30 protein-coding genes are annotated in these 25,357 nt (G+C 64.4%); 24 read left to right on the top strand and 6 right to left on the bottom strand.

Annotated elements, in window-relative coordinates:
- The first annotated feature begins 20 nt into the window (after window positions 1-20).
- The 4 genes from ACT01B_RS14080 to ACT01B_RS14065 all read left to right on the top strand — a co-directional run bounded on the left by ACT01B_RS14080 (window position 21) and on the right by ACT01B_RS14065 (window position 1,824).
- Window positions 21-344, top strand: a complete 324-nt coding sequence (locus ACT01B_RS14080) for a YbaB/EbfC family nucleoid-associated protein (RefSeq protein WP_445143868.1) — start codon at window positions 21-23, stop codon at window positions 342-344.
- Window positions 345-453: 109 nt separating this feature from the next.
- Window positions 454-1,047 (top strand): recombination mediator RecR, encoded by a 594-nt coding sequence (recR, locus tag ACT01B_RS14075; protein ID WP_445143867.1) that lies wholly within the window; start codon window positions 454-456, stop codon window positions 1,045-1,047.
- Window positions 1,048-1,052: 5 nt separating this feature from the next.
- On the top strand, window positions 1,053-1,463 hold the full coding sequence (locus tag ACT01B_RS14070) for a GNAT family N-acetyltransferase (RefSeq protein WP_445143866.1): 411 nt from the start codon (window positions 1,053-1,055) through the stop codon (window positions 1,461-1,463).
- Between the two features lie 16 nt (window positions 1,464-1,479).
- Entirely contained in the window at window positions 1,480-1,824 is a 345-nt protein-coding gene (locus ACT01B_RS14065) for a histidine triad nucleotide-binding protein (RefSeq protein ID WP_445143865.1), read from the top strand.
- An 86-nt stretch (window positions 1,825-1,910) separates the two neighbouring features.
- Here ACT01B_RS14065 and ACT01B_RS14060 read toward each other — a convergent pair whose 3' ends face one another.
- From ACT01B_RS14060 to ACT01B_RS14045, 4 genes are read right to left on the bottom strand one after another with little or no spacing between them, the layout of a single operon-like run.
- Window positions 1,911-2,525: a Slp family lipoprotein gene (locus ACT01B_RS14060; protein ID WP_445143864.1), complete on the bottom strand. Its 615-nt coding sequence runs from the start codon at window positions 2,523-2,525 to the stop codon at window positions 1,911-1,913.
- 48 nt (window positions 2,526-2,573) lie between these two features.
- Window positions 2,574-4,547 carry a transglutaminase TgpA family protein gene (locus ACT01B_RS14055; protein WP_445143863.1) on the bottom strand — a complete coding sequence of 658 codons (1,974 nt, stop codon included), beginning with the start codon at window positions 4,545-4,547 and terminating at the stop codon, window positions 2,574-2,576.
- Window positions 4,544-5,500, bottom strand: coding sequence for a DUF58 domain-containing protein (locus ACT01B_RS14050; protein ID WP_445143862.1), 957 nt, complete (start codon window positions 5,498-5,500; stop codon window positions 4,544-4,546). Before ACT01B_RS14050 ends, ACT01B_RS14055 begins: the two co-directional genes overlap by 4 nt.
- Window positions 5,500-6,441 (bottom strand): AAA family ATPase, encoded by a 942-nt coding sequence (locus ACT01B_RS14045; RefSeq protein WP_445143861.1) that lies wholly within the window; start codon window positions 6,439-6,441, stop codon window positions 5,500-5,502. Before ACT01B_RS14045 ends, ACT01B_RS14050 begins: the two co-directional genes overlap by 1 nt.
- Before the next feature lie 98 nt (window positions 6,442-6,539).
- Between ACT01B_RS14045 and ACT01B_RS14040 the strand changes: the two genes are divergently transcribed.
- Window positions 6,540-6,815: a hypothetical protein gene (locus ACT01B_RS14040; RefSeq protein WP_445143860.1), complete on the top strand. Its 276-nt coding sequence runs from the start codon at window positions 6,540-6,542 to the stop codon at window positions 6,813-6,815.
- Window positions 6,816-6,836: 21 nt separating this feature from the next.
- Here the strand turns inward: ACT01B_RS14040 and ACT01B_RS14035 are convergent, their stop codons facing one another.
- The gene (locus tag ACT01B_RS14035) at window positions 6,837-7,421 is read right to left on the bottom strand and encodes a Maf family protein (protein WP_445143859.1); all 585 of its coding nucleotides are present in this window, start codon (window positions 7,419-7,421) and stop codon (window positions 6,837-6,839) included.
- Window positions 7,418-7,873: a hypothetical protein gene (locus tag ACT01B_RS14030; protein ID WP_445143858.1), complete on the bottom strand. Its 456-nt coding sequence runs from the start codon at window positions 7,871-7,873 to the stop codon at window positions 7,418-7,420. Before ACT01B_RS14030 ends, ACT01B_RS14035 begins: the two co-directional genes overlap by 4 nt.
- A gap of 176 nt (window positions 7,874-8,049) precedes the next feature.
- On the opposite strand from ACT01B_RS14030, the gene ACT01B_RS14025 reads away from it, so the two are divergent.
- From ACT01B_RS14025 to ACT01B_RS13935, 19 genes are all read left to right on the top strand, one after another.
- The gene (locus ACT01B_RS14025) at window positions 8,050-8,532 is read left to right on the top strand and encodes a YceD family protein (RefSeq protein WP_445147489.1); all 483 of its coding nucleotides are present in this window, start codon (window positions 8,050-8,052) and stop codon (window positions 8,530-8,532) included.
- A gap of 18 nt (window positions 8,533-8,550) precedes the next feature.
- A complete protein-coding gene (rpmF, locus tag ACT01B_RS14020) occupies window positions 8,551-8,745 on the top strand; it encodes a 50S ribosomal protein L32 (protein WP_445143857.1) in 195 nt (64 codons plus the stop codon).
- Window positions 8,746-8,903: 158 nt separating this feature from the next.
- Window positions 8,904-9,878 (top strand): beta-ketoacyl-ACP synthase III, encoded by a 975-nt coding sequence (locus ACT01B_RS14015; protein WP_445143856.1) that lies wholly within the window; start codon window positions 8,904-8,906, stop codon window positions 9,876-9,878.
- 323 nt (window positions 9,879-10,201) lie between these two features.
- The gene (fabD, locus tag ACT01B_RS14010; RefSeq protein WP_445143855.1) at window positions 10,202-11,149 is read left to right on the top strand and encodes an ACP S-malonyltransferase; all 948 of its coding nucleotides are present in this window, start codon (window positions 10,202-10,204) and stop codon (window positions 11,147-11,149) included.
- Window positions 11,150-11,254: 105 nt separating this feature from the next.
- Entirely contained in the window at window positions 11,255-11,998 is a 744-nt protein-coding gene (fabG, locus tag ACT01B_RS14005) for a 3-oxoacyl-ACP reductase FabG (protein ID WP_445143854.1), read from the top strand.
- Window positions 11,999-12,330: 332 nt separating this feature from the next.
- Complete coding sequence (acpP, locus tag ACT01B_RS14000) at window positions 12,331-12,570, top strand: acyl carrier protein (protein WP_114823364.1); 240 nt, start codon at window positions 12,331-12,333, stop codon at window positions 12,568-12,570.
- A gap of 218 nt (window positions 12,571-12,788) precedes the next feature.
- Window positions 12,789-14,027: a beta-ketoacyl-ACP synthase II gene (gene fabF, locus ACT01B_RS13995; RefSeq protein ID WP_445143853.1), complete on the top strand. Its 1,239-nt coding sequence runs from the start codon at window positions 12,789-12,791 to the stop codon at window positions 14,025-14,027.
- Between the two features lie 8 nt (window positions 14,028-14,035).
- Entirely contained in the window at window positions 14,036-15,385 is a 1,350-nt protein-coding gene (locus ACT01B_RS13990) for an aminodeoxychorismate synthase component I (protein WP_445143852.1), read from the top strand.
- Window positions 15,385-16,215 carry an aminodeoxychorismate lyase gene (gene pabC / locus ACT01B_RS13985; protein WP_445143851.1) on the top strand — a complete coding sequence of 277 codons (831 nt, stop codon included), beginning with the start codon at window positions 15,385-15,387 and terminating at the stop codon, window positions 16,213-16,215. Before ACT01B_RS13990 ends, pabC begins: the two co-directional genes overlap by 1 nt.
- A complete protein-coding gene (mltG, locus tag ACT01B_RS13980; protein WP_445143850.1) occupies window positions 16,212-17,249 on the top strand; it encodes an endolytic transglycosylase MltG in 1,038 nt (345 codons plus the stop codon). The genes pabC and mltG overlap by 4 nt, the downstream gene beginning before the upstream one ends.
- Window positions 17,246-17,881 carry a dTMP kinase gene (tmk, locus tag ACT01B_RS13975; protein WP_445143849.1) on the top strand — a complete coding sequence of 212 codons (636 nt, stop codon included), beginning with the start codon at window positions 17,246-17,248 and terminating at the stop codon, window positions 17,879-17,881. Before mltG ends, tmk begins: the two co-directional genes overlap by 4 nt.
- Entirely contained in the window at window positions 17,878-18,813 is a 936-nt protein-coding gene (gene holB, locus ACT01B_RS13970; RefSeq protein ID WP_445143848.1) for a DNA polymerase III subunit delta', read from the top strand. The genes tmk and holB overlap by 4 nt, the downstream gene beginning before the upstream one ends.
- Window positions 18,814-18,891: 78 nt before the next feature.
- Complete coding sequence (locus ACT01B_RS13965) at window positions 18,892-20,517, top strand: ArnT family glycosyltransferase (protein WP_445143847.1); 1,626 nt, start codon at window positions 18,892-18,894, stop codon at window positions 20,515-20,517.
- Window position 20,518: 1 nt separating this feature from the next.
- Complete coding sequence (locus ACT01B_RS13960) at window positions 20,519-21,448, top strand: PIG-L deacetylase family protein (RefSeq protein ID WP_445143846.1); 930 nt, start codon at window positions 20,519-20,521, stop codon at window positions 21,446-21,448.
- A gap of 105 nt (window positions 21,449-21,553) precedes the next feature.
- A complete protein-coding gene (locus ACT01B_RS13955; RefSeq protein ID WP_445143845.1) occupies window positions 21,554-21,910 on the top strand; it encodes a PilZ domain-containing protein in 357 nt (118 codons plus the stop codon).
- A gap of 261 nt (window positions 21,911-22,171) precedes the next feature.
- On the top strand, window positions 22,172-22,528 hold the full coding sequence (locus tag ACT01B_RS13950) for an NADH-quinone oxidoreductase subunit A (RefSeq protein WP_445147488.1): 357 nt from the start codon (window positions 22,172-22,174) through the stop codon (window positions 22,526-22,528).
- Complete coding sequence (locus ACT01B_RS13945) at window positions 22,519-23,076, top strand: NuoB/complex I 20 kDa subunit family protein (RefSeq protein ID WP_266151252.1); 558 nt, start codon at window positions 22,519-22,521, stop codon at window positions 23,074-23,076. Before ACT01B_RS13950 ends, ACT01B_RS13945 begins: the two co-directional genes overlap by 10 nt.
- 279 nt (window positions 23,077-23,355) lie before the next feature.
- Window positions 23,356-24,084, top strand: a complete 729-nt coding sequence (locus ACT01B_RS13940; protein WP_445143844.1) for an NADH-quinone oxidoreductase subunit C — start codon at window positions 23,356-23,358, stop codon at window positions 24,082-24,084.
- A gap of 2 nt (window positions 24,085-24,086) precedes the next feature.
- Window positions 24,087-25,340, top strand: coding sequence for an NADH-quinone oxidoreductase subunit D (locus ACT01B_RS13935; RefSeq protein WP_445143843.1), 1,254 nt, complete (start codon window positions 24,087-24,089; stop codon window positions 25,338-25,340).
- Window positions 25,341-25,357 lie beyond the last annotated feature (17 nt).

Genomic DNA, 25,357 nt, shown 5'->3' with positions numbered 1-25,357 from the left:
AGCGATAAGCGGAGTACGCCATGAGAGGACAGATCGGCCAGCTAATGCAGCAGGCCCAGCGCATGCAGGACGACATGAAGCGCGCGCAGGAAGAAATCGCGAAGCTGGAAGTCACCGGCAGCGCCGGTGGCGGCCTGGTGAGCGTGCTGATGACCGGCGCACACGAGGTGCGTCGCGTGCAGATCGACCGCAAGTTGTTCGCGGATGACCCGGAGATGGCCGAGGATCTCGTCGCCGCCGCGGTCAACGACGCGGTGAACAAGGTCGCCGAGGTCAGCAAGAACAAGCTCGGTGGCGTTACCTCGGGCCTGAACCTGCCGCCCGGTTTCAAGATGCCGTTCTAAGCCTCGTCGTTGTTATTTTTGTAGGAGCGCACCCTGTGCGCGATCACGGCGTTACCGCTACGTAGGCTTTTCGCGCACAGGGTGCGCTCCTACCCATCGACTCCGGTTCATGAGCAAACTCCTTACCGACCTCATCGAAGCCTTGCGCTGCCTGCCCGGTGTAGGCGGCAAAAGCGCCCAGCGGATGGCCTTCCATCTGCTGGAACGCGACCGCGAGCGTGGCCTGCGCCTGTCCCAGGCGCTGGAGCAGGCCATGCGCCAGATCGGCAATTGCTCGCGCTGCCGCAACTTCAGTGAAACGCCGATCTGTTCGCTGTGCGCCAGCACGAGCCGCGACCGGCAGGTACTGTGCGTGGTGGAGTCGCCTACCGAACTGGCGGCGATCGAGCAGGCGACGGGTTTTCGAGGGCAATACTTCGTGCTGCTCGGCCGGCTGTCGCCGCTCGATGGACTCGGTCCGGAGGAGCTGGGGCTGGATCTGCTCTCGGAGCGGCTGGGAGAGGGCGAGATCGAGGAACTGATCATCGCCACCAACCCCACCGTGGAAGGGGAGGCGACGGCGCATTACCTCGCGCAGCTGGCGCGTGCCGCCAACGTGCGGCCTTCGCGCCTGGCCCACGGCGTGCCACTGGGCGGCGAGCTGGAATACGTCGATCGCGGCACCCTCGCGCATGCGTTCGGCAGCCGGCAAACGGCGGATTGACAGCCATGACGTCGGCGCCGCATCTCTCGCTGGCGATCCCCGGTGCCGACGAATACCGTGCCTTGCGCAGCGCCGCCGGCTTGAGTGCCATGACGCCAGAGGCTGCCGCCGTGGGACTGCCGGCGAGCTGGTGTTCGGTTTGTGTGCGCCATGAAGGCGAACTTATCGGCATGGGCCGCGTCGTCGGCGACGGCGGGTTATTCCTGTTCGTGGTCGACATCGCCGTGGCGCCTGCCTGGCAGGGACAGGGCTGGGGTCGCCGCATCATGCAGGCCTTGATGGATCAGGTGCATGCACGCGCGCCGGCACGCGCCATGATTGGCCTGATCGCCGATGGCACGGCTTCGAGGCTTTACGAGCAATTCGGTTTCAAACTGGTGGCGCCGGCGGCGCACGGTATGCTGCTGCGTCTGTAAACGGAAGGAGTCTGCTGTGGCCGATACCATCTTTGGCAAGATCATCCGGCGCGAAATACCCGCCGATATCGTGTACGAGGACGAAAACGTACTCGCGTTCCGCGACCTCAACCCGCAGGCACCGGTGCACGTGCTGTTCGTGCCGAAGAAGGCTATCGCCACGCTCGACGCGGCAACGCCGGAAGACGCGGAGCTGCTGGGCAAGCTTCTTTTGGCCGCAGCCAGCTATGCCCGCAGTGAGGGGCTGGCGGAAAAGGGTTACCGCACGGTGGTCAACTGCAATGAGCACGGCGGGCAGACCGTCTTCCATCTGCACGTGCATCTGCTCGGTGGGCGTCGCATGCATTGGCCACCTGGCTGAGTCCAGGTCGCCGTTCCTGCTCGGAGCCTGTTCAAAGGGCTCTTATGAAAACGCCGGCATGTGGCCGGCGTTTTCATGGGTGAGGATCAACGGTGCACCGGCGCCACGCGGCGCGGCGCCACGATCACGCGGGTCGGGTAGTAGCCACCCCAGCCGCCATACCCGCCCCAGCCGTATCCGCCCCAGCCCCACGGGCCGCCCCAGTACGGGCCCCAGCCCGGACCCCAGAACGGGTCGTAGTAGCCCCCATACGGATAGACCACGCGCTTGGGCCACAGATAGACCACGTTGGCTTCGACGCGCGGATAGGGGTAGCCGTATTCGCCCACCTTCTCCGACACGGTGCCGTGCAAGGTGCCGGTGACGGTGATATCCCGGCCCTGGGCAAACACTTCTGGGTCGTAGAAGCCGGCGCGGCAGGCCACAAAGCGACCCTGGGTCTCGCTGTTGCTGTCGGCGTCGTGTGGACGCGCCTGGCTATCCAATGGGCGCGAGAGCACGTAGAAGCAGGTTTCCTGCGGGCCTGGTTCGGTCTTGATGATCTGGCCGCCCCAGCGTACCTCGGCACCGGAAGCGGCGCCCTGCTGGACTGACACCGAGGACACCTCGGTGTACGTGCCTTGCAGCGGTTGCGGCACCGTTGCGCAGGCGGCCAATGTCGCTACTGCGGTCGCGAGGATCAACGGCTTGTGCATGGACATGACACTCTCTCCATCGTCTAGTGGATGCGAAGCACCCACGGTTCAATATCATTTGACCATGCGACGTGGCCGAAAGTCCTGCACGGCCAGTCGAAAGTTTCTAACCAGATTCGGCGGCGGTTCGTCGTGGGCGTAGCGCAGTTCGAGATACGTCCTCATCAGTCCGTCCAGTTCCGCGCGCTGGGCGGGCAACGCTCGCCCAGCGCGACTGAAAAAGTGCTGCGGTCCTTCGCTGTGGCGACGGGCAACATCGACGACAGCCAGTCTCCGTTCCAACAGTTGCATCGCCGCTCGCAGCGGATCGGCAGGCGGGCGTCTCCATAGCGCCCAAGCCAGCCCAAGGGCCGCGAAAAGGATACCGCCGATGGCCAGCAGCAAACCCAACATGCCCGGGTCCGTGTCACGTACACCGAACGGCGTCAGCAACCCGTGTTGCCGAAGCGCGTCAAAGCCGATAACGCCCTGGTTCCACCAGCGGTTGACGATGTCCCAGCGATTGCGCAAGCCCAGCCACCAACGATTGGGTGACCAGTCTGTTGCGGCGCTGGACGTTGCAGCGGCACCCAGGCTGACGCGCTCCGGGCGCACAGCGGCGGTGGGATCGACGCGCGTCCATCCGCGCGCCGGCAACCAGACTTCGCTCCAGGCATGGGCATCCGACTGGCGCACCAGCAGATAGTTGCCCATCGCATTCCAAAAGCCACCCTGATAGCCGGTGACGACTCTTGCCGGAATGCCGGCCGCACGCATCAGTACCGTAAACGCCGACGCGTAGTGTTGGCAGAAGCCCTCATGGGTTGAGAACAGAAAGTCATCGACCGAGTCGCGGCCGAGGGGCGCCGGTGCCAGGGTGTAGCTGAACCCGCCGTCGTGGAACAGGCTCAGTGCGGCTTTTATGACGGCCGAGTCATTGGCGCCGTACTGCGCGCGCCAGCGGGCGGCCAGTGCGAGCGATCGCGGATTGAAGCCCGCTGGCAGTTGCAGGCCACGCCGCCGCCCCGGTTCGCCCAACTGGGATTGCAGACGATAGCTGAGTGCGGATTGCAGTGAGTAGGTGAGCGTGTCGTTGATGGGCCGATCGGCAATTACCTCCCGGTTCGGACCGAGTTGGGCCTGCTCGGGTGCGTTGATGGGAACATCCAGGGCGGGCAGTACGCGTTGGCCGCTCGCTTCGAGGTCGACGGTGTAGTCAACGGTTTTGCCGTGTTCCACTTCTGCGGGTGGCTGGCCCAACCCATCGACATGACTCCAGCGGCGCCCGTCAAATTGCGACATGACGTAGGCGCGAAAATAGCGCTGGCTGTTTTGGGGCGGCTGGCCTGCGAAGCTGACGCGCATGGCCGGGCGATCGTCGGTCAGCAGGTCGAAGAAGTCGCCAGGCGCCATGTCGTCGCTGAGCCCGGTGCGCGCCTGGGGCGCATTCGGCGCGCCCCATAAGGGCGAGCTGAGTCGGGGCACCAGCAGGAAGGCCAGCAGGGCCAGTGGCAGTGATACAGCGAGCAGCCCTAGTGCCGGCAGCAACTCGCGCGGCAGCGAGGTCGTGCCATGGGCCGGTTCTAGCGCGCGCAGCGTGGCCAGGGCCGGCAACAAGCCCAGCGCGACCAGCAGGGTTGCCAGCATGCCCTGATCGAACAGCAAGGCGGTCATCAGGGCGAAGCAGGCAAACGCCGCGCCGACGCGTGCGTCGCGTGTCGCTTCAGATTCCAGCAGCTTGAGCACGAGCAGGCCCACCGCCAGCGCCGCGCCGGGTTCGCGTCCGAACAAGGTGCCGTAGTGGAAGATCACGGCCGCAGACAGCAGCGCGATCAAGGGCAGCTTGAGATACAGCGGCGCGCGGCCACCGTGCTTGCGGCGCTGCCACCAGCGCAGCCCGAGCACGAGGACGAGGGCCCCGCTGAACCAGACCGGCAAATGCGGTGCGTGAGCCGTCAGTACGACGAGGACGGTAAGGCAGAGCAGGTCGAAGGCGCGCGCGCCAAGCGGCAGCCGTGGCTTGCGGTGAAACAGCGAAAACTTGATCACGGCATGCGCGCCAGCGCGTTCATGCAACGCGCGTAGTGATTGTGGCCACCACCGAGGGGAATCTCCTCGTCGGGCAGCCACAGGCTGCTGCTGCGTCCCAGTGCATCCGCTTCACCAAGCCAACGGGCGAGTCGCGAGATACGCGCCTCGGGGGAAAGTTGCGGAAGGTGCCGCCAGTCCAGTCGCCATTCCTGCCGCGCTTCGGGCTGCTCGAAATCCTTCACCAACAGGTTCGAGTGGCGGGCACTGACTTTCCAGGCGATGTGTCGTTGGGGGTCGCCCGGCCGATAGTCGCGCAGTGCAGCAACGTCTTCGCCATGGTGCAGTCGCTGGCGCTGCCCGTCCTCGCCTGGCAATACCGGCGGCGGGCCGCCGGTTTCCGGTTGTGGCCACACCAGCACGGCCTGCTCCGGGTGAATCCAGCTCCAGGCGTGGAACAAGCCGAGTGGCCAGTTGCTCCACAGCTTGATGCGCGGCAGGGGTTGCCAGCCGCGCTTCGACGTAGGCACGTCCAGCGTCACCAGCGTTTGTTCGCGCGGGGGCAGCGAGAATGCTTGCGTATGGCCGTCCAGATCCGCGTGTACCGAGGCGTGCGCGCGTTCGCCACCCTCGAAGACAAGTTGCAGCGAGAGCGGTTCGCCGGCGATGGCGTGTCCCTGCTGGATGCTGATCAGGCGTAGTCCGTTGAGGCTGCGGAACGCCACCAGCATGCTGGAAGAACTGGCGGCGCCGAGCAGGCACGTAAGCAAGAGCGCAGCATTATTGGCGTAGTTGAGTGCGCCGATGAGCATGATGAAAAGCAGGGCGGTGAAGCCCGCGCCGAACGCCGTAGGCACGATGTAGATACGCCGGCGATGCAGCGTAATGGGCAGGCTTTCCGGCCGCTTGTAGCGGGTGAGCGCGGGCAGGCGTCGTTCCGCCCATGCCTGAGAGCGGCGGAGCGCTGCGAGCATTAGCCCACCGCGACGTTTGCGAGCAGATCACGTGCCAGGTGGTCGCCGCTGGCACCGCGGGCGGCGACCATGCGATGGGCCGCCAGCGGTACGAATAGAGCTTGCACGTCCTCGGGCAATACATGCTGGCGATCACTTAGCATCGCCCATGTCCGCGCGGCGCTGAGCAGGGCCAGGCCCGCACGAGGCGAGAGACCGACCCGGATGTCCGCATGCCGGCGGCTTGCCGCCAGCAACGCCTGCAGGTAATCCAGCAGTGCGCTGCTCGCGGTGACGGTTCGGGCGCGACGCGACAGTTCGGCGAGACCATCACCATCGAGCTGGGGGGTGAGTTGAGCGAGCAAGTCGCGGCGATCGCTACCGGTCAATAAGGCACGTTCGGCGGCGGCATCGGGGTAATCGAGCGACACGCGCAACATGAAACGGTCCAGCTGCGAGTCGGGCAGCGGGAAGGTGCCCGCCAGGTCCATGGGATTCTGCGTGGCCACCACGAAGAACGGCTGCGGCAGCGCAAGCGTCTGGCCGTCCACCGTCACCTGACCTTCGGCCATGGCTTCCAGCAGCGCGCTTTGCGTCTTGGGTGTGGCGCGGTTGATTTCATCGGCCAGCAGCAGGCCGGTAAAGATCGGTCCTGGATGAAAACGGAACTGGCTCGTCTCGCGCTCGTATACGCTGACCCCGATAATGTCCGAGGGGAGCAGGTCGCTGGTGAACTGCACGCGTTGGAAATCGAGCGCAAAGCTGGCCGCCAGCGCGTGGGCTAGGGTCGTCTTGCCCACGCCGGGGACGTCTTCCAGCAGCAGGTGGCCGCCGGCAATCAGGCAGGTAAAAGCGAGCTTTACCTGGCGCGGCTTGCCCAGCAGCACGCGATTGACCTGGGCCATGGCCGCGTCCAGGTGCGTACGCAGGGTTTCATCGTGCAATGGAGTGATGGCGGACATGGGCTTCCGGCAGCGTAAAAGAATGGCGCAGGGCAACAGCCATGCCTGACGGAAGCAGTGTAGCCGCCGACCTCGCGCGCTGGCGAGGCGCTTTCGTCATGGCTTCCGTCGCGCTGTTTCTGGTCAAGCTCATGCTTGTCGCGAGACTGTCGCCATTTGGTGACGAAGCGTTCTACTGGCAGGAAAGCCTCCATCTCGCCTGGGGCTATAGCGACCTGCCGCCACTCACGGCCTGGCTGATCCCGCTGGGCGAAACGGTGGCCGGGCATGGCTTCCAGTGCCTTCTGTACCTTGCAAAGACGCTGGGTCCCAGCTTGACCAGCCCTTCGGCTGTTGAGAGCCGCTGGGATGACGGCTTATCAGGTCTTCTCTAGATCGTTCTCTAGATCGAGGGCTCAGGGCAGGCTGATGCCCGCCTCGCGCAGCAAGCGGGCGAGCGCGATCAAGGGCAGGCCGACCAGCGCGCTGGGGTCTTCATTGTCGATCCGCTCGAACAGGCTGATGCCCAGGCCCTCGCACTTGAAGCTGCCGGCACAGTCGAGTGGCTGCTCGCGTTCGACATAGCGGACGATTTCCGCGGCGTCGAGGCTGCGAAAACAAACCCGGGTGTGGTCGACGTGGATACGCTCCGCTCCGTTGCGGGTGTCATACAGGCACAGGGCGGTGTGGAAATGCACCTCGCGGCCGGAGCAGGTGGCGAGCTGTTCATGGGCGCGCTCGAGCGTACCCGGCTTGTCCAATACTAGGCCATCGCATTCGGCGACCTGATCCGAGCCGATCACCAGGGCGTCATGCAGGTCCACTGCCGCGCCGCGGGCCTTGGCGACGGCGAGACGCAAGGCACGCTCACGCGGCGTCTCCCCCGGCAGCGGATGTTCATCCGTTCCAGGCGAGCGCTGCTCGAAATCGGCATAAATCCGCCGCAGCAGTTCGGCCCGATAGCGCGAGGTGGAGCCCAGCACCAGGCGCGGCAGGCTCATGCGTCGTGCTCCCGGCGGATGTGTTCGCGCATGGCGCTGTCCAGATCGTGCTGGGCGCGGTCCAGCGCCTCGACCAGGGGGCGCAGGCGTTCTCGCGTCAGATTCATGGTGGTGACTGCCTGGTCCAGCTGTCGCTGGCTGGCCCGGGGCGCCTCGTCGCGGATCCAGATGCGCTGCTGCAGCAGCGAGCGCAAGCCGGCATCGATCGCCTGACGCGCTTCCTGCTCACCACTGGCGGGCTGGTCGGGATTGAGCGACATGACCGCGTGGGCCTGCTGCAGGCCGGCACGGCAAGTCTTGAGATCCACCTCCAGCCGGTCAGCCAGCTCCAGCAACCGGTACAGGCTGCTGCTGCGCCGGTCGCTGCGGTAGCGGTAGAATATGGCGAGGCCGATCGCGACCGCCACGAGCGCCACCAGGGCGGCAAGGCCAAGCGTCAGATAATCATTCACGGGGACGGTCGGCTCGCTTGATGAAGTGGTTGAAGTCTGCCGTACCAGCCGCATTCAGGCAAAATGGCGTGGATACGGTGTTTTTAAGTGTCGTAACGGTTGACTTCAACTGGTTGTAATCCTAAGATTTCATGTCTATGTCCGTGACACTGCCAGAGTCCGTGGACGCTTGGCGCATGGTCTCGGCGCGGCGTTCCTTCCAGGGAGAACTACCCGTAGCCGCCTTAAAGCGGTTGGGCGAGGTCTTGGCTGGTACGGAAGGAACACTGCAATACGAGCTGGATTTTGGGCGGGACGAGTTTGGTACGGCGTACCTCGATGTCCGCGTTCAAGCCCCTCTCACGCTGACCTGCCAACGCACCTTGGAGCCGTTTGTGCTGCCGGTGCCGGTAGACAGCCGCCTCGGACTGATCCGGACCGAGCGCGAGGAATCGGCCTTGTCGCCGGGTTGCGAGCCACTGCTCGTGGCCGACGACGGCAAGTTGATCCTGGCGGATGTGATCGAAGACGAATTGTTGTTGGCACTGCCGCTGATCCCGGTGAACCCGGACAGCACGCTGCCCGAAGCAGTAGTAGGCCACGAGCCAGAGGAAGATTCCTCCGGTGAAGGGCGTTCCGATAACCCGTTCGCGGTTTTGCGCGAACTCAAGAAACGTTGATTTAGCTGGAGACTCGCCATGGCCGTTGCCAAGAGCCGCAAGACCCCGTCCACCCGCGGCATGCGTCGTTCGCACGATGCGCTGAAAACCGTGCAGCTGTCCACCGATCCGACCAGTGGTGAGGTGCATCTGCGCCACCACGTCACCAAGGATGGCTACTATCGCGGCAAGAAGGTGATCGACACCAACACGTCGGTGACCGAAGAGGATTGATCGTTCCCGCAAGGGATGCGGTTTAGCGGGGCGGCGCGGTAACGCGCCGCTTTGCGTTTGAGCGATCACCCACGTAGTTTTGGCGGCTTGGGGGCGGGCGCCTGCGCGCAAGCGCGAGAGGACGGCCTGCTTCGGCCAGCCCCGCACCTGGAAAGTTAATGTCCCAGATCTACGCCCGCATCACGGGTACCGGCAGCGCGCTGCCTGAGCGCGTGGTTACCAATGCCGATCTGGAAAAGATCGTCGAAACCACGGACGAGTGGATTCGCACCCGTACCGGCATCCAGCAGCGACATATCGCCGCTGACGGCGAAACCACGGGCGACCTGGCCACCCTGGCCGCCCAGCGTGCGCTGGAGGCCGCTGGGGTCAAGGCGTCCGAACTGGACCTGATCGTGCTGGGCACCACCACGCCCGACCTCATTTTTCCGTCCACCGCCTGCCTGGTGCAACACCGTCTGGGCGCCAACGGCTGCGCCGCGTTCGACGTCAATGCGGCCTGCTCGGGCTTCGTCTACGCCCTGGGCGTGGCCGACAAGTTTATCCGTAGCGGTCAGTCCAAGAAGGTGCTGGTGATCGGCGCGGAAACGCTGACCCGCATGGTCGACTGGACGGAGCGCGAATCCTGCGTGCTGTTCGGCGATGGTGCCGGCGCGGTCGTGCTCGAAGCCTCCGAAGAGCCGGGCATCTACGCCACCTGCCTGCACGCCGATGGCGGCTTCAAGCATCTGCTGTACAACCCGGTTGGCGTTTCCGTGGGCTTCAAGGACGAGCCGAACCACGGCATGCGCATTACTATGGCGGGCCGCGAGGTGTTCAAGGTTGCGGTGAAGACGCTCGACGCGCTGGTCGATGAAACCCTGCAGGCGGCCGGCATGGAGGCCTCGCAGATCGACTGGCTGATTCCGCACCAGGCTAACCTGCGCATCATCGAAGCCACGGCCAAGCGTCTGAATATGCCGATGGAGCGGGTGGTGGTGACGGTCGACCAGCATGCCAACACCTCGTCCGGCTCGGTGCCGCTGGCGCTCGACTTTGCCGTGCGTTCGGGCAAGGTGAAGCGCGGGCAGACGCTGCTGCTGGAGGCGTTTGGTGGTGGTTTCACCTGGGCGTCGGCGTTGCTGCGCTACTGATCTCTTGGTTTTGTGGTGTTCTCTCCATGCCGCCTTCGGGCGGCATTGTTTTTGCGCCGGTCGGGTCGCAGTGACAAATCGGAAAGCGCCCGCTGGGCATGATTGCCATGTGGGAGCGCACCCTGTGCGCGATCACGGCGTCACCGCCCCGTTGGCTGATTGGCCACAGGGTGCGCTCCTACATTCGGCCTACGAGGCAGTGGATGAAGGTGCTTAGCGGCCCCCTAAGATCCCCACGTCGTCCCCTTTCCCCGCGATACAGCTGCGTATGTCCGCCATTACTGGCACCATTCCGCTTTTAGCATCCGGAAATCGCTCGCTCCATGACTCAGACCGCCGCTACGCTCGCTTTCGTTTTCCCGGGCCAGGGCTCGCAATCCGTGGGCATGTTGGCCGAACTGGCCGCTGTCCATGCGGACGTGAAGGCCACCTTCGACGAAGCCTCGCAGGGCGCCGGCGTGGACCTGTGGGCGCTCAGCCAGCAGGGACCTGAAGGCGATCTCAATCGCACTGAGAACACGCAGCCGGCCCTGTTGGCCGCCAGTGTGGCGGTGTGGCGGGTGTGGCAGAAGTTGGGCGGCGTGCAGCCGGCGCAGCTGTCGGGCCATAGCCTGGGCGAGTACAGCGCCCTGGTATGCGCTGGCGCGCTCTCGCTGCACGACGCAGCGGCGCTGGTGGCCGAGCGCGGCCGCCTGATGCAGGCGGCCGTGCCGCCGGGCGTCGGTGCAATGGCGGCGATTCTTGGCGGCGACGATGCGCAGATCGCCGCCGTATGCGAGGAAATGGCGCAGGGGCAGGTGGTGTCGCCGGCCAACTTCAATTCGCCGGGCCAGCTGGTCATCGCCGGCAACGCCGAAGCGGTGGATCGCGCGCTGGCAAAGCTGGCTGAGCTGGGTGTGAAGAAGGCCATCAAGCTGGCCGTGTCGGTGCCGTCCCATTGCGCGTTGATGCGCGATGCGGCCGATCGGCTGGGCGAGCGCATGGCGACGCTCAACTGGCGCACACCAAACATTCCGGTGGTGCAGAACGCGGAGGCGCGCAGCTATGCCTCGCTGGACGATATCCGCGGCGCTCTGCAGCGCCAGCTCTACTTGCCGGTGCGCTGGACCGAATGCGTGCAGACGCTGGCCGCTGGCGGCGCCACGCGTATCGCCGAAGCGGGCCCGGGCAAGGTGCTGGCCGGCTTGATCAAGCGCATCGACAAAAGCATCGAGGCGCGCGCTATTGGCACGCCGGCCGAGATCGATGCTGTCCGCACCGAGTGGGCTTGAGTCGGCAATAGACGAATCCGCGATGGCGAGGCTTCAATGTCTCGCATGATTGATACGCTTTCGCTTCGACGGATGCGCGTTTGGCCATCCAAAAGGAAATGACAGATGAGCAAGATATTGCAGGGTGAGATCGTCCTCGTCACTGGCGCGAGCCGCGGCATTGGCGCTGCGATTGCTGACGAACTGGCAGCGCTGGGCGCTACCGTCGTAGGCACCGCGACCAGCGAGAGTGGTGCGGCGGCGATCGGCGAGCGTCTGGCTGCCCATGGCGGTCACGGACGCATGCTCAATGTCACCGACGGTCCGTCGGTCGAGGCCTTGATCGACGGCATCGGCAAGGAATTTGGTGCGGTATCGATCCTGGTCAACAACGCCGGCATTACCCGCGACCAGCTGTTGATGCGTATGCGCGAAGAAGACTGGCAGGCCATTCTCGATACCAACCTGACTTCGGTGTATCGCACTTCGAAGGCGGTGATGCGCGGCATGATGAAGGCGCGCAAGGGTCGCATCATTTCCATCGCCTCGGTGATCGGTCTTACCGGCAATCCGGGGCAGGCGAACTACGCTGCCGCAAAGGCCGGCATCATTGCCTTTTCCAAGTCGCTGGCGCGGGAGATCGGTTCGCGTGGCATCACGGTCAACGTGGTGGCACCGGGTTTCATCGATACCGATATGACGCGCGCACTGCCGGAAGAGTCCAAGCAGGCGTTGCTCGGGCAGATTGCCTTGGGTCGCCTCGGCGAAGCCAGCGACATCGCGAAGGCGGTGGCCTTCCTGGCGTCGCCTGCGGCCGCCTACATCACGGGTGAGACCCTGCATGTCAACGGCGGCATGTACATGCCGTAAGGCGGTCAGGAAGCGCAGCGAAGGCGATGTCTTCGCTGTCCCGGGCGGTTTGCGAGCACCGCTGAACGTAACGTTTGAAACGGCCGGAAGGGTCGTCTGGCCATGGCTGGATGACGTTCCGGAGCGCCGGCACGGGCCGGTTTAACACGGGGTTGTCGCCAGCGGCTTCGTTTTAGGCGACAATTACCCTTTCGCGCCGGTCCCGTGACCTGCGTCCAACCATTGCTGGCGGACCATGGCGGCCCTTGTGCTTAGCCACTACAATCCGCCGGCCATAGTCGACCGATGGGTCGGCTTTGATAGGTAACTACTCCTTGGGAGGTATTGGCAACATGAGCACCATCGAAGAGCGCGTCAAGAAAATCGTCATCGAGCAGCTGGGCGTGAAGGAGGATGAGGTCACGGCGAACGCTTCGTTCGTGGACGATCTGGGCGCTGATTCGCTGGACACCGTCGAGCTGGTCATGGCCCTCGAAGAAGAGTTCGAGACTGAGATCCCGGACGAGGAAGCCGAGAAGATCACCACGGTGCAGCAGGCTGTTGATTACATCAAGGCCCATACCAAGGAGTGATCGCTCTGTGAAGGCAGGCGCGTTCGCACTATGCGTCCGCCCACTAGCGATACCGGAAGCTGCGCCTCATTGGCGCAGTTTTCGTTTCTGCATTTTGCAACGTCCGATCCCGTATGGTGCGCGAATACGCGCCGGACGGTACGGACGACGTGGCCGCGATAGCGCGGAAAGACTGTCGATGTCGGCAGTACCACGGAACCGAATGAGGGAAGATCAACATGAGTAAACGACGTGTGGTAGTGACCGGCATGGGTATCATCTCGCCGGTCGGTAACGAACTCGCCACCGCTTGGGAGCGTGTCCTCAAGGGTGTCAGCGGGATCGGCCCGGTCACCCATTTCGATACTTCCGCTTATTCCACCCGCATTGCCGGACAGGTCGCTGGTTTTGATCCGGCTGAGTGGATGCCGCTGAAAGACGTCAAGAAGATGGATCCGTTCATCCACTATGGCGTGGCTGCGGGCACCCAGGCGCTGCGCGATTCCGGGCTGGAAGTGACCGAGGCGAATGCACCGCGAATTGGTGTGGCCGTGGGTGCCGGCATCGGCGGTCTGTATACGATCGAAGCGACCACGCTGGAACTGGCGGCGAAGGGGCCGCGCCGGGTGTCGCCGTTCTATGTGCCCAGTTCGATCATCAACATGGTGTCGGGCCAGCTATCGATCATGTTCGGCCTGAAAGGCCCGAATATTGCGTGCGTCACCGCCTGTACCACGGGCACGCACAACATCGGCATGGCCGCGCGAATGATCCAGTACGGTGATGCCGACGCCATGATCGCCGGCGGCGCCGAATTCGCCACCACGGGCACCGCCATGGCGGGCTTCTGCTCGGCCAAGGCCATGTCCACCCGCAACGATGAGCCGACCAAGGCCAGCCGTCCGTGGGACAAGGATCGTGACGGTTTCGTGCTGTCCGATGGCGCGGGCGTCCTGATGCTGGAAGAGTACGAACACGCCAAGGCGCGTGGCGCGAGAATCTATGCCGAGCTGGTTGGTTTCGGCATGAGTGGCGATGCATTCCACATGACCGCACCGAGCGAGGGCGGTGAGGGTGCGGCGCGTTGCATGGACAGCGCACTCAAGGACGGCGGCATCAACCCGACCGACGTGCAGTACGTCAATGCGCACGGCACCTCGACGCCGTTGGGCGACCTGGGTGAAGTGATGGCGGCGAAGAAGGTCTTCGGCGACCACGCCTACAAGCTGGCGATGAGCTCGACCAAGTCTGTCACCGGTCATCTGCTCGGTGCGGCCGGCGGTGTGGAAGCGATCTTCACCATCCTGGCGCTGCGCGATCAGGTGCTGCCGCCGACCATCAATCTGGATGAGCCGGGTGATGGCTGTGACCTCGATTTCGTACCGCACGTGGCGCGCGAGGCGAAGTTTGACGTAGCCATCTCCAACTCGTTTGGCTTTGGTGGTACCAACGGCACGTTGGCATTCCGCCGCGTTTGAGCGGCGAGTTGAACTTCCATCGTCGTACCTTGCACGGCCGGCGCGATCTACTCGCGCCGGCCGCTGCATTTCCGGAGCGCTATCCCGGGCTGCTGCAAAGCGTGACGCGCGGTACGCCGCAGTCCCGCTACGACATCCTGTTTGCTTACCCGCAGGAAAGCCTGACCTTGCATGCGGATGGACGTCTGCTCGATGCGCAGGGCGTGGCGCGCGACGGGCGTTTTCTCGATGCGCTGGACGAGGCGTGGCGAAAGGCCCGCGTGCCGCGCGACGAAACGGACGATCTGCCATTTCACGGTGGCTGGCTGCTGCTGCTTGCGTATGAACTGGTCGGCGAGATTGAGCCACGCCTGCGGCTGCGTTCTCCCGAATTGCTGCCTACCGCACTGGCGCTGCGTTGTCCTGCCGCCGTGATTGTCGATCATGAGGCCGATTGCACGATCCTGATCGCCGAAGCGGGCCACGAGGCACTGCTCGATGCCATGGCGGCGGATCTTTCCGCGACACCTACGATCCCGACGCTGGCTACACCGTCCAGCTGTGACGAAGACGATCCAAAGCTGTTCCTCGATGGCGTGGCGCGCATCCACGAGCATCTCCACGCCGGCGATATTTTTCAGGTCAATCTTTCCCGGGCATGGCATGCGCACTATGCGGTACCGCCGAAGCCTGTCGAGCTGTACCAGGCGCTGAGGCTGGCCAATCCCGCTCCGTTCGCTGGCTTGTTGCAGCAGCCGGACTGGGCGGTGGTGAGTTCTTCGCCCGAGCGATTGGTGGAAGTGCGCGATGGAGTGGCGCAGACGCGCCCGATCGCAGGCACGCGACCGCGTACCCCGGGCGATGACGACCTGGCCCGTATTCTCGAACTCAGCACGCATCCGAAGGAGCGCGCCGAGCACGTCATGCTGATCGATCTCGAGCGCAACGATCTGGGCCGCGTTTGCGTGCCGGGCACGGTCGAGGTCAACGAATTGATGGTGGTGGAAAGCTACGCGCATGTTCACCACATCGTGTCCAACGTGCGTGGGCGGCTGCGCGAGGATGTGACGCCCGGCGAGGTGATCGCGGCGACGTTTCCAGGCGGCACCATCACCGGTTGTCCCAAGGTGCGCTGCATGGAGATCATCGCCGCGCTGGAGGACGCCCCGCGTGGGGCCTATACCGGCGCGTTGGGCTATCTCGACCGCAACGGCGACCTGGATCTGAACATTCTTATCCGCACGTTTATGCTCGCCGATGCGCGGGTGACGCTACGCGCCGGTGCCGGCATCGTGGCCGATTCGGTGGCGGACAAGGAGCTCGACGAAACGCGTGCCAAGGCGCGCGGACTGTTGCGGGCACTCGGAGTACCAGGCTGATGTCCGCCACGGCGCGCGTCCTGGTCGATGGCCTAGGCGTCGACACGGTTTGCGCGCTCGATCGCGGACTGTCCTATGGCGATGGATTGTTCGAAACCATTCGCTTTGTGGCTGGGCTTGCACCGTTGTGGTCGCGTCACATGGAACGACTCCAGCACAGCTGCGTTCGACTCCAACTGCCGATGCCGGATGCGGCGCTGTTGCTGCACGAGGCACGGAGCGTCGTGGGTGGCATGGATCAGGCCGTCGTGCGCATGACGCTGACGCGCGGGGTGGGTGAGCGGGGCTATGCCCTGCCGACAACGGCTCACCCCACCCGCATCGTCGCGGCCTTTGCCGCGCCCGCGATGATGGGCGATGCCTATATCCATGGCATCCGCCTGCGCTGGTGCGAAACACGCCTGGCCATACAGCCATCGCTGGCAGGCATGAAACATCTCAATCGGCTGGAACAGGTACTGGCACGGGCGGAATGGAGCGACCCTTCGGTCGCCGACGGCTTGATGCGCGATACCGACGGAAACGTCATCGCGGCCACCATGGCCAATCTGTTTGCCGTGGTCGACGGCGTGCTCGTCACCCCGTCCGTCGAACGGTCCGGCGTGGCGGGCGTGGCCCGCGCCGAAGTCCTGGCGAGCCGGGCCGCCGTCCATGTCGGTGATATTTCTCGGGAAGATCTCCTGCGCGCGGATGAGGTCTTCCTCAGTTCGAGCGTCCGCGGCATCCTGCCAGTTCAGGCCGTGGACGATACCGTGTATGTTCCCGGCCCGGTCACCCGCGCTTTGCAGCGTCACTGGCGCGGTCTGGGTTTTCCGATGGAGCAGGCATGAGTCGAGACAAGATGCAGGGGCGCGTGCGTTGGCGCGCGCTGATCGTGCTGGTATTGCTGGCGGTGGCTGGCACCCTGATCTATGGATGGCAGGATTTCCAGCGTTTTACGCGCACGCCGTTGGCGGTGACAGCGCAGACCCCCAGCATCGATGTGGGACGTGGCAGCAGCCTTCGCGACGTGGTGGGTCAGCTGCGTGAGGAACACGTCACCACGGTCGGGCCGCTCTACTGGCGCGTGCTTGCCGAGCAACTGCGCGTAGCGGGGCGTTTGCATGCGGGCGAATACGCGCTCACCGTGGGCATGACGCCGCGCGACCTGCTGCTCAATATGGCGGCGGGCAGGGTACTGCAGCGGAATTTCACCATCGTCGATGGTTGGAATTTCCGCGACCTGCGCCAGGCACTGGCCAAGGCCGATCGCTTGCGCCAGGACGGTGCCGGTCTGGACGACGCGGCGTTGATGGCCAAGATCGGTGCCGCAGGCGAGATGCCGGAAGGTCGCTTCCTCCCTGAGACCTATGCCTACGTGAAGGGCGACAGTGATCTGGACGTCCTGCGCCGCGCGCATACCGCGATGACCAAGATGCTGGATACGCTATGGGCTCAGCGCGACCAGGATGTGCCGCTGGCTACGCCGTATGACGCCTTGATCCTGGCTTCCATCGTGGAGAAGGAAACGGCCCGTGCGGACGAGCGTCCTCGCATCGCCGGTGTGTTCGTGCGTCGCCTGCAGAATCACATGCTGCTGCAGACCGATCCTACGGTGATCTATGGCATGGGCGAGTCGTATACGGGGAGCATCCACAAGGTCGACCTCACTACCGACACGCCATACAACACGTATACCCGCCCGGGGCTGCCGCCGACGCCGATTGCGATGGCGGGCAAGCCCGCGATCGAGGCCGCCTTGCATCCGGCAGACGGTACTGAGCTGTATTTCGTCTCCCGGGGCGATGGCAGCCATGCTTTCTCCAGTACGCTGGACGAACACAATCGCAACGTCGCCTGCTACCAACTGAAGCGCTGTCCATGACATCACGAGGCAAATTCATTTCGCTCGAAGGCGGCGAGGGTGCTGGCAAGAGCACCTTGCTGGCCGGATTGCAGGAGCATCTGGTGGGGCGTGGCGTGGCGCTGGTGCAGACCCGCGAACCTGGCGGCACCCCGCTGGGCGAAGCGGTGCGCAGCATCGTGCTGGATCCTGCCCGCGGCGACATGAGTGCGGAGTCGGAGCTGTTGCTGATGTTCGCTTCGCGCGCGCAGCTGGTGCGCGAATGCATCGAGCCAGCCCTGGCCGCCGGTCGGTGGGTGCTGTGCGACCGCTTCACCGATGCCAGCTTTGCCTATCAGGGCGGTGGACGCGGCATGCCGATGGAGCGCATTGCCGAGCTGGAGCGCTGGGCGACCAACGGCCTCAAGCCCGATCTCACCTTGCTGCTTGATCTTCCCGTGGCCACCGGTCGCGCGCGCGCCGCAGGTCGTGGTGAGGCCGATCGCATCGAAGTGGAGGCTGATGCTTTCTTCGAGCGCGTGCGCAGCACGTATCGCGCACGCGCCGTTGCCGAGCCTGCCCGTTTTCGCGTCATCGATGCCAGCCTTTCGCAGGCGCAAGTGCTGCAGACAGCGGTGGACGCTATGGCGAACCTGTTTGGAGCGGCCGCATGAACGCGATGCCCTGGCACGCCGAGCATTGGTCGCGCTTGCAGTCGCGCCGTGCGCGCGATGCCATGCCGCACGCCTTGCTGCTGTGTGGGCCGGAAGGTCTGGGCAAGCGCGATTTCATGCGTCGTTTCGCGCAGGGCTTGCTCTGCAAGCAGACGCAGGATGGTGAAGCCTGCGGACACTGCCGCAGCTGCCTATTGTTCGTGGCGGGTACGCATCCGGACTTTGCCGTGCTGAGTTTTGGCTTGCGCAAAGACGGCGTGCAACGCAGCGAGATCGTGGTCGATCAGGTTCGCGAGCTGTCGGCGCGCCTGGCCATGTCCAGCCAGTTCGGCGGCTGGCAGATCGTCTGCATCGATCCGGCCGATGCCATGAATACCGCCGCGGCCAACGCCTTGCTCAAGACGCTGGAAGAACCGTCGCAACAGACCTTGCTGATGCTGGTCGCCAATGCGCCCTGGCGATTGCCGCAGACCATTCGCAGTCGCTGCCAGCGCATCGAGTTTCATCTGCCCCCGCGGGAGGAGGCGCTTGGCTGGTTGCAGCAAGCCGGCGTGAACGATGCGGCGGCCGCGCTGGACGCGGCTGCGGGCAATCCGGGACTGGCCCGCGCGTGGGTCGACGCCGGTGCCCTGGCTCGAAGGCAGGAAGTGCGCAAGGACTTGTCCGCCCTGGCGGCAGGGCGGGGCGAGGCGATGGAAGTGGCGCGTCGCTGGTTGGACAACGAGCCCGAGCAGCGCTTGTGGTTTGCCGCCCAGGCCGTAGCCGATGAAGTGAGGTCGCGCGCCGGCACTGCTGCCAGTCCGCTGTCGAGCAACCTGGATGCCGAGGCGCTGGATCAGTGGTACATGTCTGCCAATCGCACGCGCGAGTCCTTGCGCGGGCCCTTGCGTGGGGATCTCCTGCTGCTGGAATTGTTGGCTCGCTGGCGATAACCGACGTCACTCGGCGCTGAAAGAGAGGCCTGAGATCAGGGAAAGCTGGCAGACAGGACGTCTACCTAGGCTGGCGGGATGAAGTCCCCACTGCCGCAACGTGTCCCGGTTTGGCCCTGGCTATCCCTTCTGCTCCTGCTGGTGCTCCGGCTGGTGTGGTTGAACGCGTACACGCTCAATTCCGATGAGGCGCAGCATGCCCACGTGTCCTGGGCGTGGACGCAGGGGCTGTTGCCGTATCGGGATGTTTTCGACAACCACGGTCCCCTGTTTGGTTGGCTGCACTCGCCGCTGTTGACCTTGCTCGATGAGCGCGCCGACGTGCTGACCTGGCTGCGTCTGGCCATGCAGGTCTGGTATGTCGTGGCGGTCGGCGCCGTCGGCTGGATGGGGCGGCGTCTGTATGGCTGGCGCGTGGCCGTGGTCGCCATGCTCGTGGCCGGTTTGTTTCCCCGTTTCTTCATCGTGAGCGGGCAGTTCCGCACGGACGACCTGTGGACGGCCATGTGGCTTGCCGGCCTGGCCTTCGTGGTCGGGACGCCAGCCCGAACCTGGCGCTATTTCGTGGCCGGATTGCTGATCGGCTGCGCGCTCGCGGTGTCGCAGAAGACGCTGGTGCTGGTGGTCACCGCCTTGGCGGCAATGGCCGTGGTCAAGCTGATGCAGCCGGCAGGCGCCGCGCCGGTCGGATGGCGACGCTGGGCTGCGGCCGCGGGCGGGCTGCTGCTGGTTCCGGCTCTTTTCGTCGGCTGGTTCGCCGGGCATGACGCGCTCGCTGACGTCTGGTACGGCCTGGCTGGGTACAACGTGGGCGGTGCGAAAAAGCGCCACGCCGCGCTGAACCTGCTCTGGTTCCTGCTGCTGGCGGGGCCGATGATTGCCGTGGCGGCGCGTACGATCCGCCAGCGCGGATTGCGGGACTTTGACTGGGCGGTCTTTCTTGCCTTGCAGAGTGGCCTCTATCTGTTGCTGATCTGGTTTGTTTGGCCGCTAATCACCAAGCAGGATTTCCTGCCCGCTGTGCCCTTGCTGGTGTTGGTGGCGTGCGGGTGGGTTTCGCATTGGGGTTGGTTGGGCGCGCGGCCCGGACTTCGTCGTGGCCTGGTTGCCCTGGTGCTTGCCGGCGAGCTGGCGACCGTCGTGGCCTATGCGCCGCCCTGGCAGGACAGCCTGGCGCCGCAGCGCGCCGAGCTGGCCCTGGTGCTCCGCTACAGCGACAAGACCGATACCGTGATGGACGCCAAGGGCGAGTCGATTTTTCGCACGCGCCCGTACTATCCGGTGCTGGAAAGCCTGGCTATGCGCCGGTTGCGGCGCGGTCAAATGGCAGACACGATTGTTGACGAACTGGTGCGCCACTGCACGATGATGACGACCGCGCATCGTCTACCTGATGCAAGTACGCGTTTCCTGGAGGGCAATTACGTGGCGGCGGGTCCGAATGTGTGGGTGGCGGGGCGCATGCTTTCCCCGCGGTCAGAAGACCAGGTCATCGACGTGGCCTTGCCGGGCGACTACGTGCTGACCGATGGGCACACGCGCCTGCGCGCAAGCCTGGATGGTGCGCCGGACGCCGACCACTGGTTTCTGGATCGAGGCCGGCACCACTTGAAGGTGGCCGAGGGGGTCCCGGTCGCCCTGGTCTGGAGCAAGGCGTTTGACCGCGGCTGGCGGCCGCTTTCGCCTGACGGAGTGGGTGGCTGACATGGCGTTGAGTCTCAACGCCGACACGCGCCTGCTGGTGGTAGCCCCTCATCCCGATGACGAATCGATTGCGACGGGCGAACTGATTCAGCAGGTTCGAGCATCGGGCGGCGACGTCCAGATTCTTCTGCTGACGAATGGCGACAACAACCCCTGGCCTCAGCGCTGGGTGGAGCGGCGCCTGCGCATCGGTGTCGACGAGCGCCGTCGCTGGGGTGAGCGCCGACGCGGCGAAGTAGAGCGGGCCTTGCGTCAGCTAGGCGTCGATCCCGCCGCCTTGCATCCGCTCGGCTGGCCCGATATGGGTATCACCACCTTGTTGTGCGAGAACTTCGACCAGGGCGTGTCGACCATGACCACCTATCTCGACCGTTGTCGCCCCAATCTGCTGGCGATCCCGGCCTTGGGTGATCACCACCCCGACCATGGCGCCGCCCATGTGCTTGCGCGCCTGGCGGTTGCGCAGTGGCAGGCTGGCGCGCCCGAGTTGCTCGCTTATCTGGTCCATGGTCGTGAAGAGGAGGTGACGGGCAGGGTCAAGCTCGACTCCTCGGTGGGGCTGCACGCGAACAAGATGGCGGCGTTGGCATGCCATCAAAGCCAGATGACCCTCAGTGGCAAACGCATGCGGCGACTTGCGGGTCGCCCGGAGCGATACTTGGCGGTCAAGGGCGGCCTGCCCAGGGAGGATGCGTCGGTGCTGCCCTGGAATCCGCCGTCGTCCTTGCATCCGTGGCTGCACCTGACGGTGGCCGACCGCACGGGCGTGCGCGACTGGCCCTGGTCCAAGGCGCCCATTGCCCAGGACGGACAGGGCCGCTACGTGCTGCATGCGTTTGCGGAAGGGGCGATCGGTCCGGCGTTCGCCAAGCTCCATATGTACGTACCGTCGCCATGGATCTTCGACCGTTGGGGATGGTGCGAGCTTTAGCCCGCCATCACATTCCTCTGACAGGTCGCTTTACGCTTGGCCGCCGTGATCGTTAGGATGCGGCATGAGGGGCCTGTCGCCCCCGCGGTTTGCAGGAGCACAGCCATGAACCCGGCCATCGCCGCCCGCCAGGGCATCATTTCGTTGAAGATCAAGGACACGGCCGCGCTTTATAACGCGTACATGCCTTATCTGAAGCACGGCGGCCTGTTCGCGCCCACGGCCCAGCGCTACGCGTTGGGTGACGAGGTCGTGCTCCTGATCAATCTAACCGACGAGGGCGAGCGCCTCTCCGTGGCCGGCAAGGTCGTCTGGGTCACCCCGGTCGGTGCCCAGGGCAATCGCACCGCTGGCATCGGCGTGCAGTTCAACGAATCGTCCGATGGTGAGGTGGCCCGCACCCGCATCGAGAATATCCTCGTGGGCATGACCGGGTCCGAGCGTCCTACGCACACCATGTAATTCCTTGCGCTACCAAAGTCGCAGACGGATCATGCGCAAAGTTCCCTGCAAATAGCCGTCAAGGCTTGTTGTTGTTAAGCGCACTGATACAATGTCGCGATTCCCGACCTTGATCGTGGAAAGTCGGACGTTCGTGGCTTAAATAACGCGCGCGATCGTGGCGGATAGCCCTGGCCCTTGCAGGCCTGCCGTACCCAGTTGCCGGACCGTTTACCCCGACGGTCACTGATGCGCCATGAAGGCGCGGAGGTACGCTCCATCGTGCTTGCCGAATACTGGCCCATTCTGCTGTTCATCGGCGTCGCCGCCGGCCTTGGCGTGGTCCTGCTGGTCATTGGCCTGCTGGCCGGTCCCCGTCGTCCCGATGCCGACAAGCTCTCGCCCTACGAGTGCGGCTTTGAAGCCTTCGAAGATGCGCGCATGCGCTTCGACGTGCGCTACTACCTGCTGGCGATCATCTTCATCATCTTCGATCTGGAAATCGCCTTCCTGTTCCCGTGGGCAGTGGTGTTCCAGAAGATCGGCCTGACCGCGCTTATCGAGATGGCGCTGTTCCTGCTGCTCTTGGTCATTGGTTTTGCTTACGTATGGAAGAAGGGAGCACTGGAATGGGAGTGATCTCGTCGCTCGATCGGGTGATGCACAACCCGCAGCCGTTGAACCTGGTGGACGACATCCTGCGTCCGGTCGAGGACAACCCGATCATGCAGCGTGGCTTTGCCACGACCAGTGTCGATGCGCTGATGAACTGGGCACGCACCGGTTCGATGTGGCCGATGACCTTCGGTCTCGCCTGCTGCGCCGTGGAAATGATGCACGCCGGTGCTGCGCGACTGGATCTTGACCGCTACGGCGTGATCTTCCGTCCCAGTCCGCGCCAGTCCGACGTGATGATCGTGGCAGGCACCCTGGTCAATAAGATGGCCCCGGCGCTGCGCAAGGTCTATGACCAGATGCCGGAGCCGAAGTGGGTCATTTCGATGGGTAGCTGCGCCAATGGCGGCGGCTATTACCACTATTCCTATTCCGTGGTGCGCGGTTGCGATCGCATTGTGCCGGTGGACATCTACGTGCCGGGCTGCCCGCCGACGGCGGAAGCGTTGATCCACGGCATTCTGCAATTGCAGAAGAAGATCCGCCGCACCAACACCATCGCGCGTTCCTGAGGACCGAGGGTGTGTCTGTGCATGCGAGATGGGCCGCGTTGCTTCTCATTGGCCGCCAGGTGGTGGGGCGCGGCGCCGCCCATGGTGGCGCCATGAGCAAGCCGTGGCCCGCCGCCTGGTGGCCAATGAGAAGCAACCCTTCGGGCCGGGTCTGTTTGCCCGCGGGGCGGCGTCATCGCTCAGTCGTGTATCGACATACACTCCTTCGCTCTTCCTTGCCCCGCGAGCAAACAGCTCCCGGCGCGGCCCATTTCGCATGCACAGACACACCCTTAAGCCATGACTGATACACCATCGAACTCGCTGGCCGAGCGCCTTTCCGCGCGATTCGGCGAAACGCTGTCGATCAGCATCGTACGCAACGAAGTGACCGCCGAGGTCGCTGCTGCCGATCTGCTCGCGGTCGCCACCGCCCTGCGCGACGAAGCACCGTTCCGCTTCCGTCTGCCGATCGACGTGTGTGGCATCGACTACATGGGCTACGGCCAGACCGAGTGGGATACCGAAACCGTTTCCAGTACCGGCTTCTCCCGCGGTGTGGAAGGCGAGGCGATGGGTCGCTTTACCTGGGCCGATCGTCCGCGTTCGGATGGCCAGCCGCGCCGTTTCGCTGCCGTGATCCATCTGCTTTCGCTGGAACACAACCATCGCCTGCGTCTGCGCGTTTTCTGCGACGACGACACGCTGCCGGTGGTGCCGTCGCTGACCGGCATCTGGCCGGGCGTGAATTGGTTCGAGCGCGAAGCGTTCGACCTCTACGGCATCGTCTTCGAAGGCCACCCGGACCTGCGCCGCATCCTGACCGACTACGGTTTCGTGGGGCATCCGTTCCGCAAGGACTTCCCGCTGATCGGCAACGTCGAGGTTCGCTACGACCCCGAGCAGAAGCGCGTGGTGTACGAACCCGTGTCGATCGAGCCGCGCGTGCTGGTGCCGCGTGTGATCCGTGATGACGCCGACCTGGTCCAGGCCAAGGCCGAGTCCGCCGACAAGTGGCGGGAGAATTGAGCATGCAGGAAATCCGCAATTACACGATGAACTTCGGCCCCCAGCATCCGGCTGCGCACGGTGTGCTGCGCCTGGTGCTGGAAATGGATGGCGAAACCGTCGTCCGCGCCGATCCGCATATCGGCCTGCTCCATCGCGGCACCGAGAAGCTGGCCGAGTCCAAGCCGTTCAACCAGTCCATCGGTTACATGGACCGTCTCGACTACGTGTCGATGATGTGCAACGAGCACGCCTATGTGCGTTCCATCGAGACCCTGATGGGGATCGAGGTGCCGGAGCGTGCGCAGTACATCCGCACGATGTTCGACGAAATCACCCGCATCCTGAACCACCTGATGTGGATCGGATCCAACGCGCTCGACCTGGGCGCGATGGCCGTGTTCCTGTACGCGTTCCGCGAGCGCGAAGAGCTGATGGACGTCTACGAGGCGGTGTCGGGCGCGCGCATGCATGCCACGTATTACCGTCCGGGCGGCGTCTACCGCGACCTGCCGGCACAGATGTCGCAGTACCGCGAATCGCCCTGGCACAAGGGCAAGGACTTGAAGCGCCTCAATAGCTGGCGCGAAGGTTCCATGCTCGACTTCATCGAGGCGTTCGCCGGCGACTTTCCGTCGAAGGTGGATGAGTACGAAGAGCTGCTCACCAACAACCGTATCTGGAAGCAGCGCACCGTCGGCATCGGCGTGATTCCGCCCGAAAAGGCCCAGGCCTGGGGCATGACCGGCGTGATGCTGCGTGGCTCGGGTATCGAGTGGGATCTGCGCAAGAAGCAGCCGTATGCCAAGTACGCCGAGGTGGATTTCGATATCCCGGTAGGCGTGGGCGGCGACTGCTACGACCGTTACCTGGTGCGCGTGGAAGAGATGCGCCAGTCCAACCGCATCATTCAGCAGTGCGTGACGTGGCTGCGGGCAAACCCGGGTCCGGTGATCGTGCAGAACTACAAGGTCGCGCCGCCCAACCGCGAAGACATGAAGCAGGACATGGAAGCGCTGATTCACCACTTCAAGCTGTTCACCGAAGGCTACGGCGTGCCGGCCGGCGAGACCTATGCCGCGGTGGAAGCGCCCAAGGGTGAGTTCGGCTGCTACCTGGTTTCCGATGGCGCCAACAAGCCGTTCCGCGTGCATCTGCGCGCGCCGGGTTTTGCCCATCTGTCGTCGATGGACGCTACCGTCAGCGGCCACATGTTGGCCGACGTCGTAGCGATGATCGGTACTTATGACCTCGTGTTCGGCGAAGTCGATCGCTGAGCCCGGAGGAAAGCATC

Source organism: Dyella sp. Tek66A03, assembly GCF_052567735.1.
This window is presented reverse-complemented; position numbering and strand designations above follow the sequence as displayed.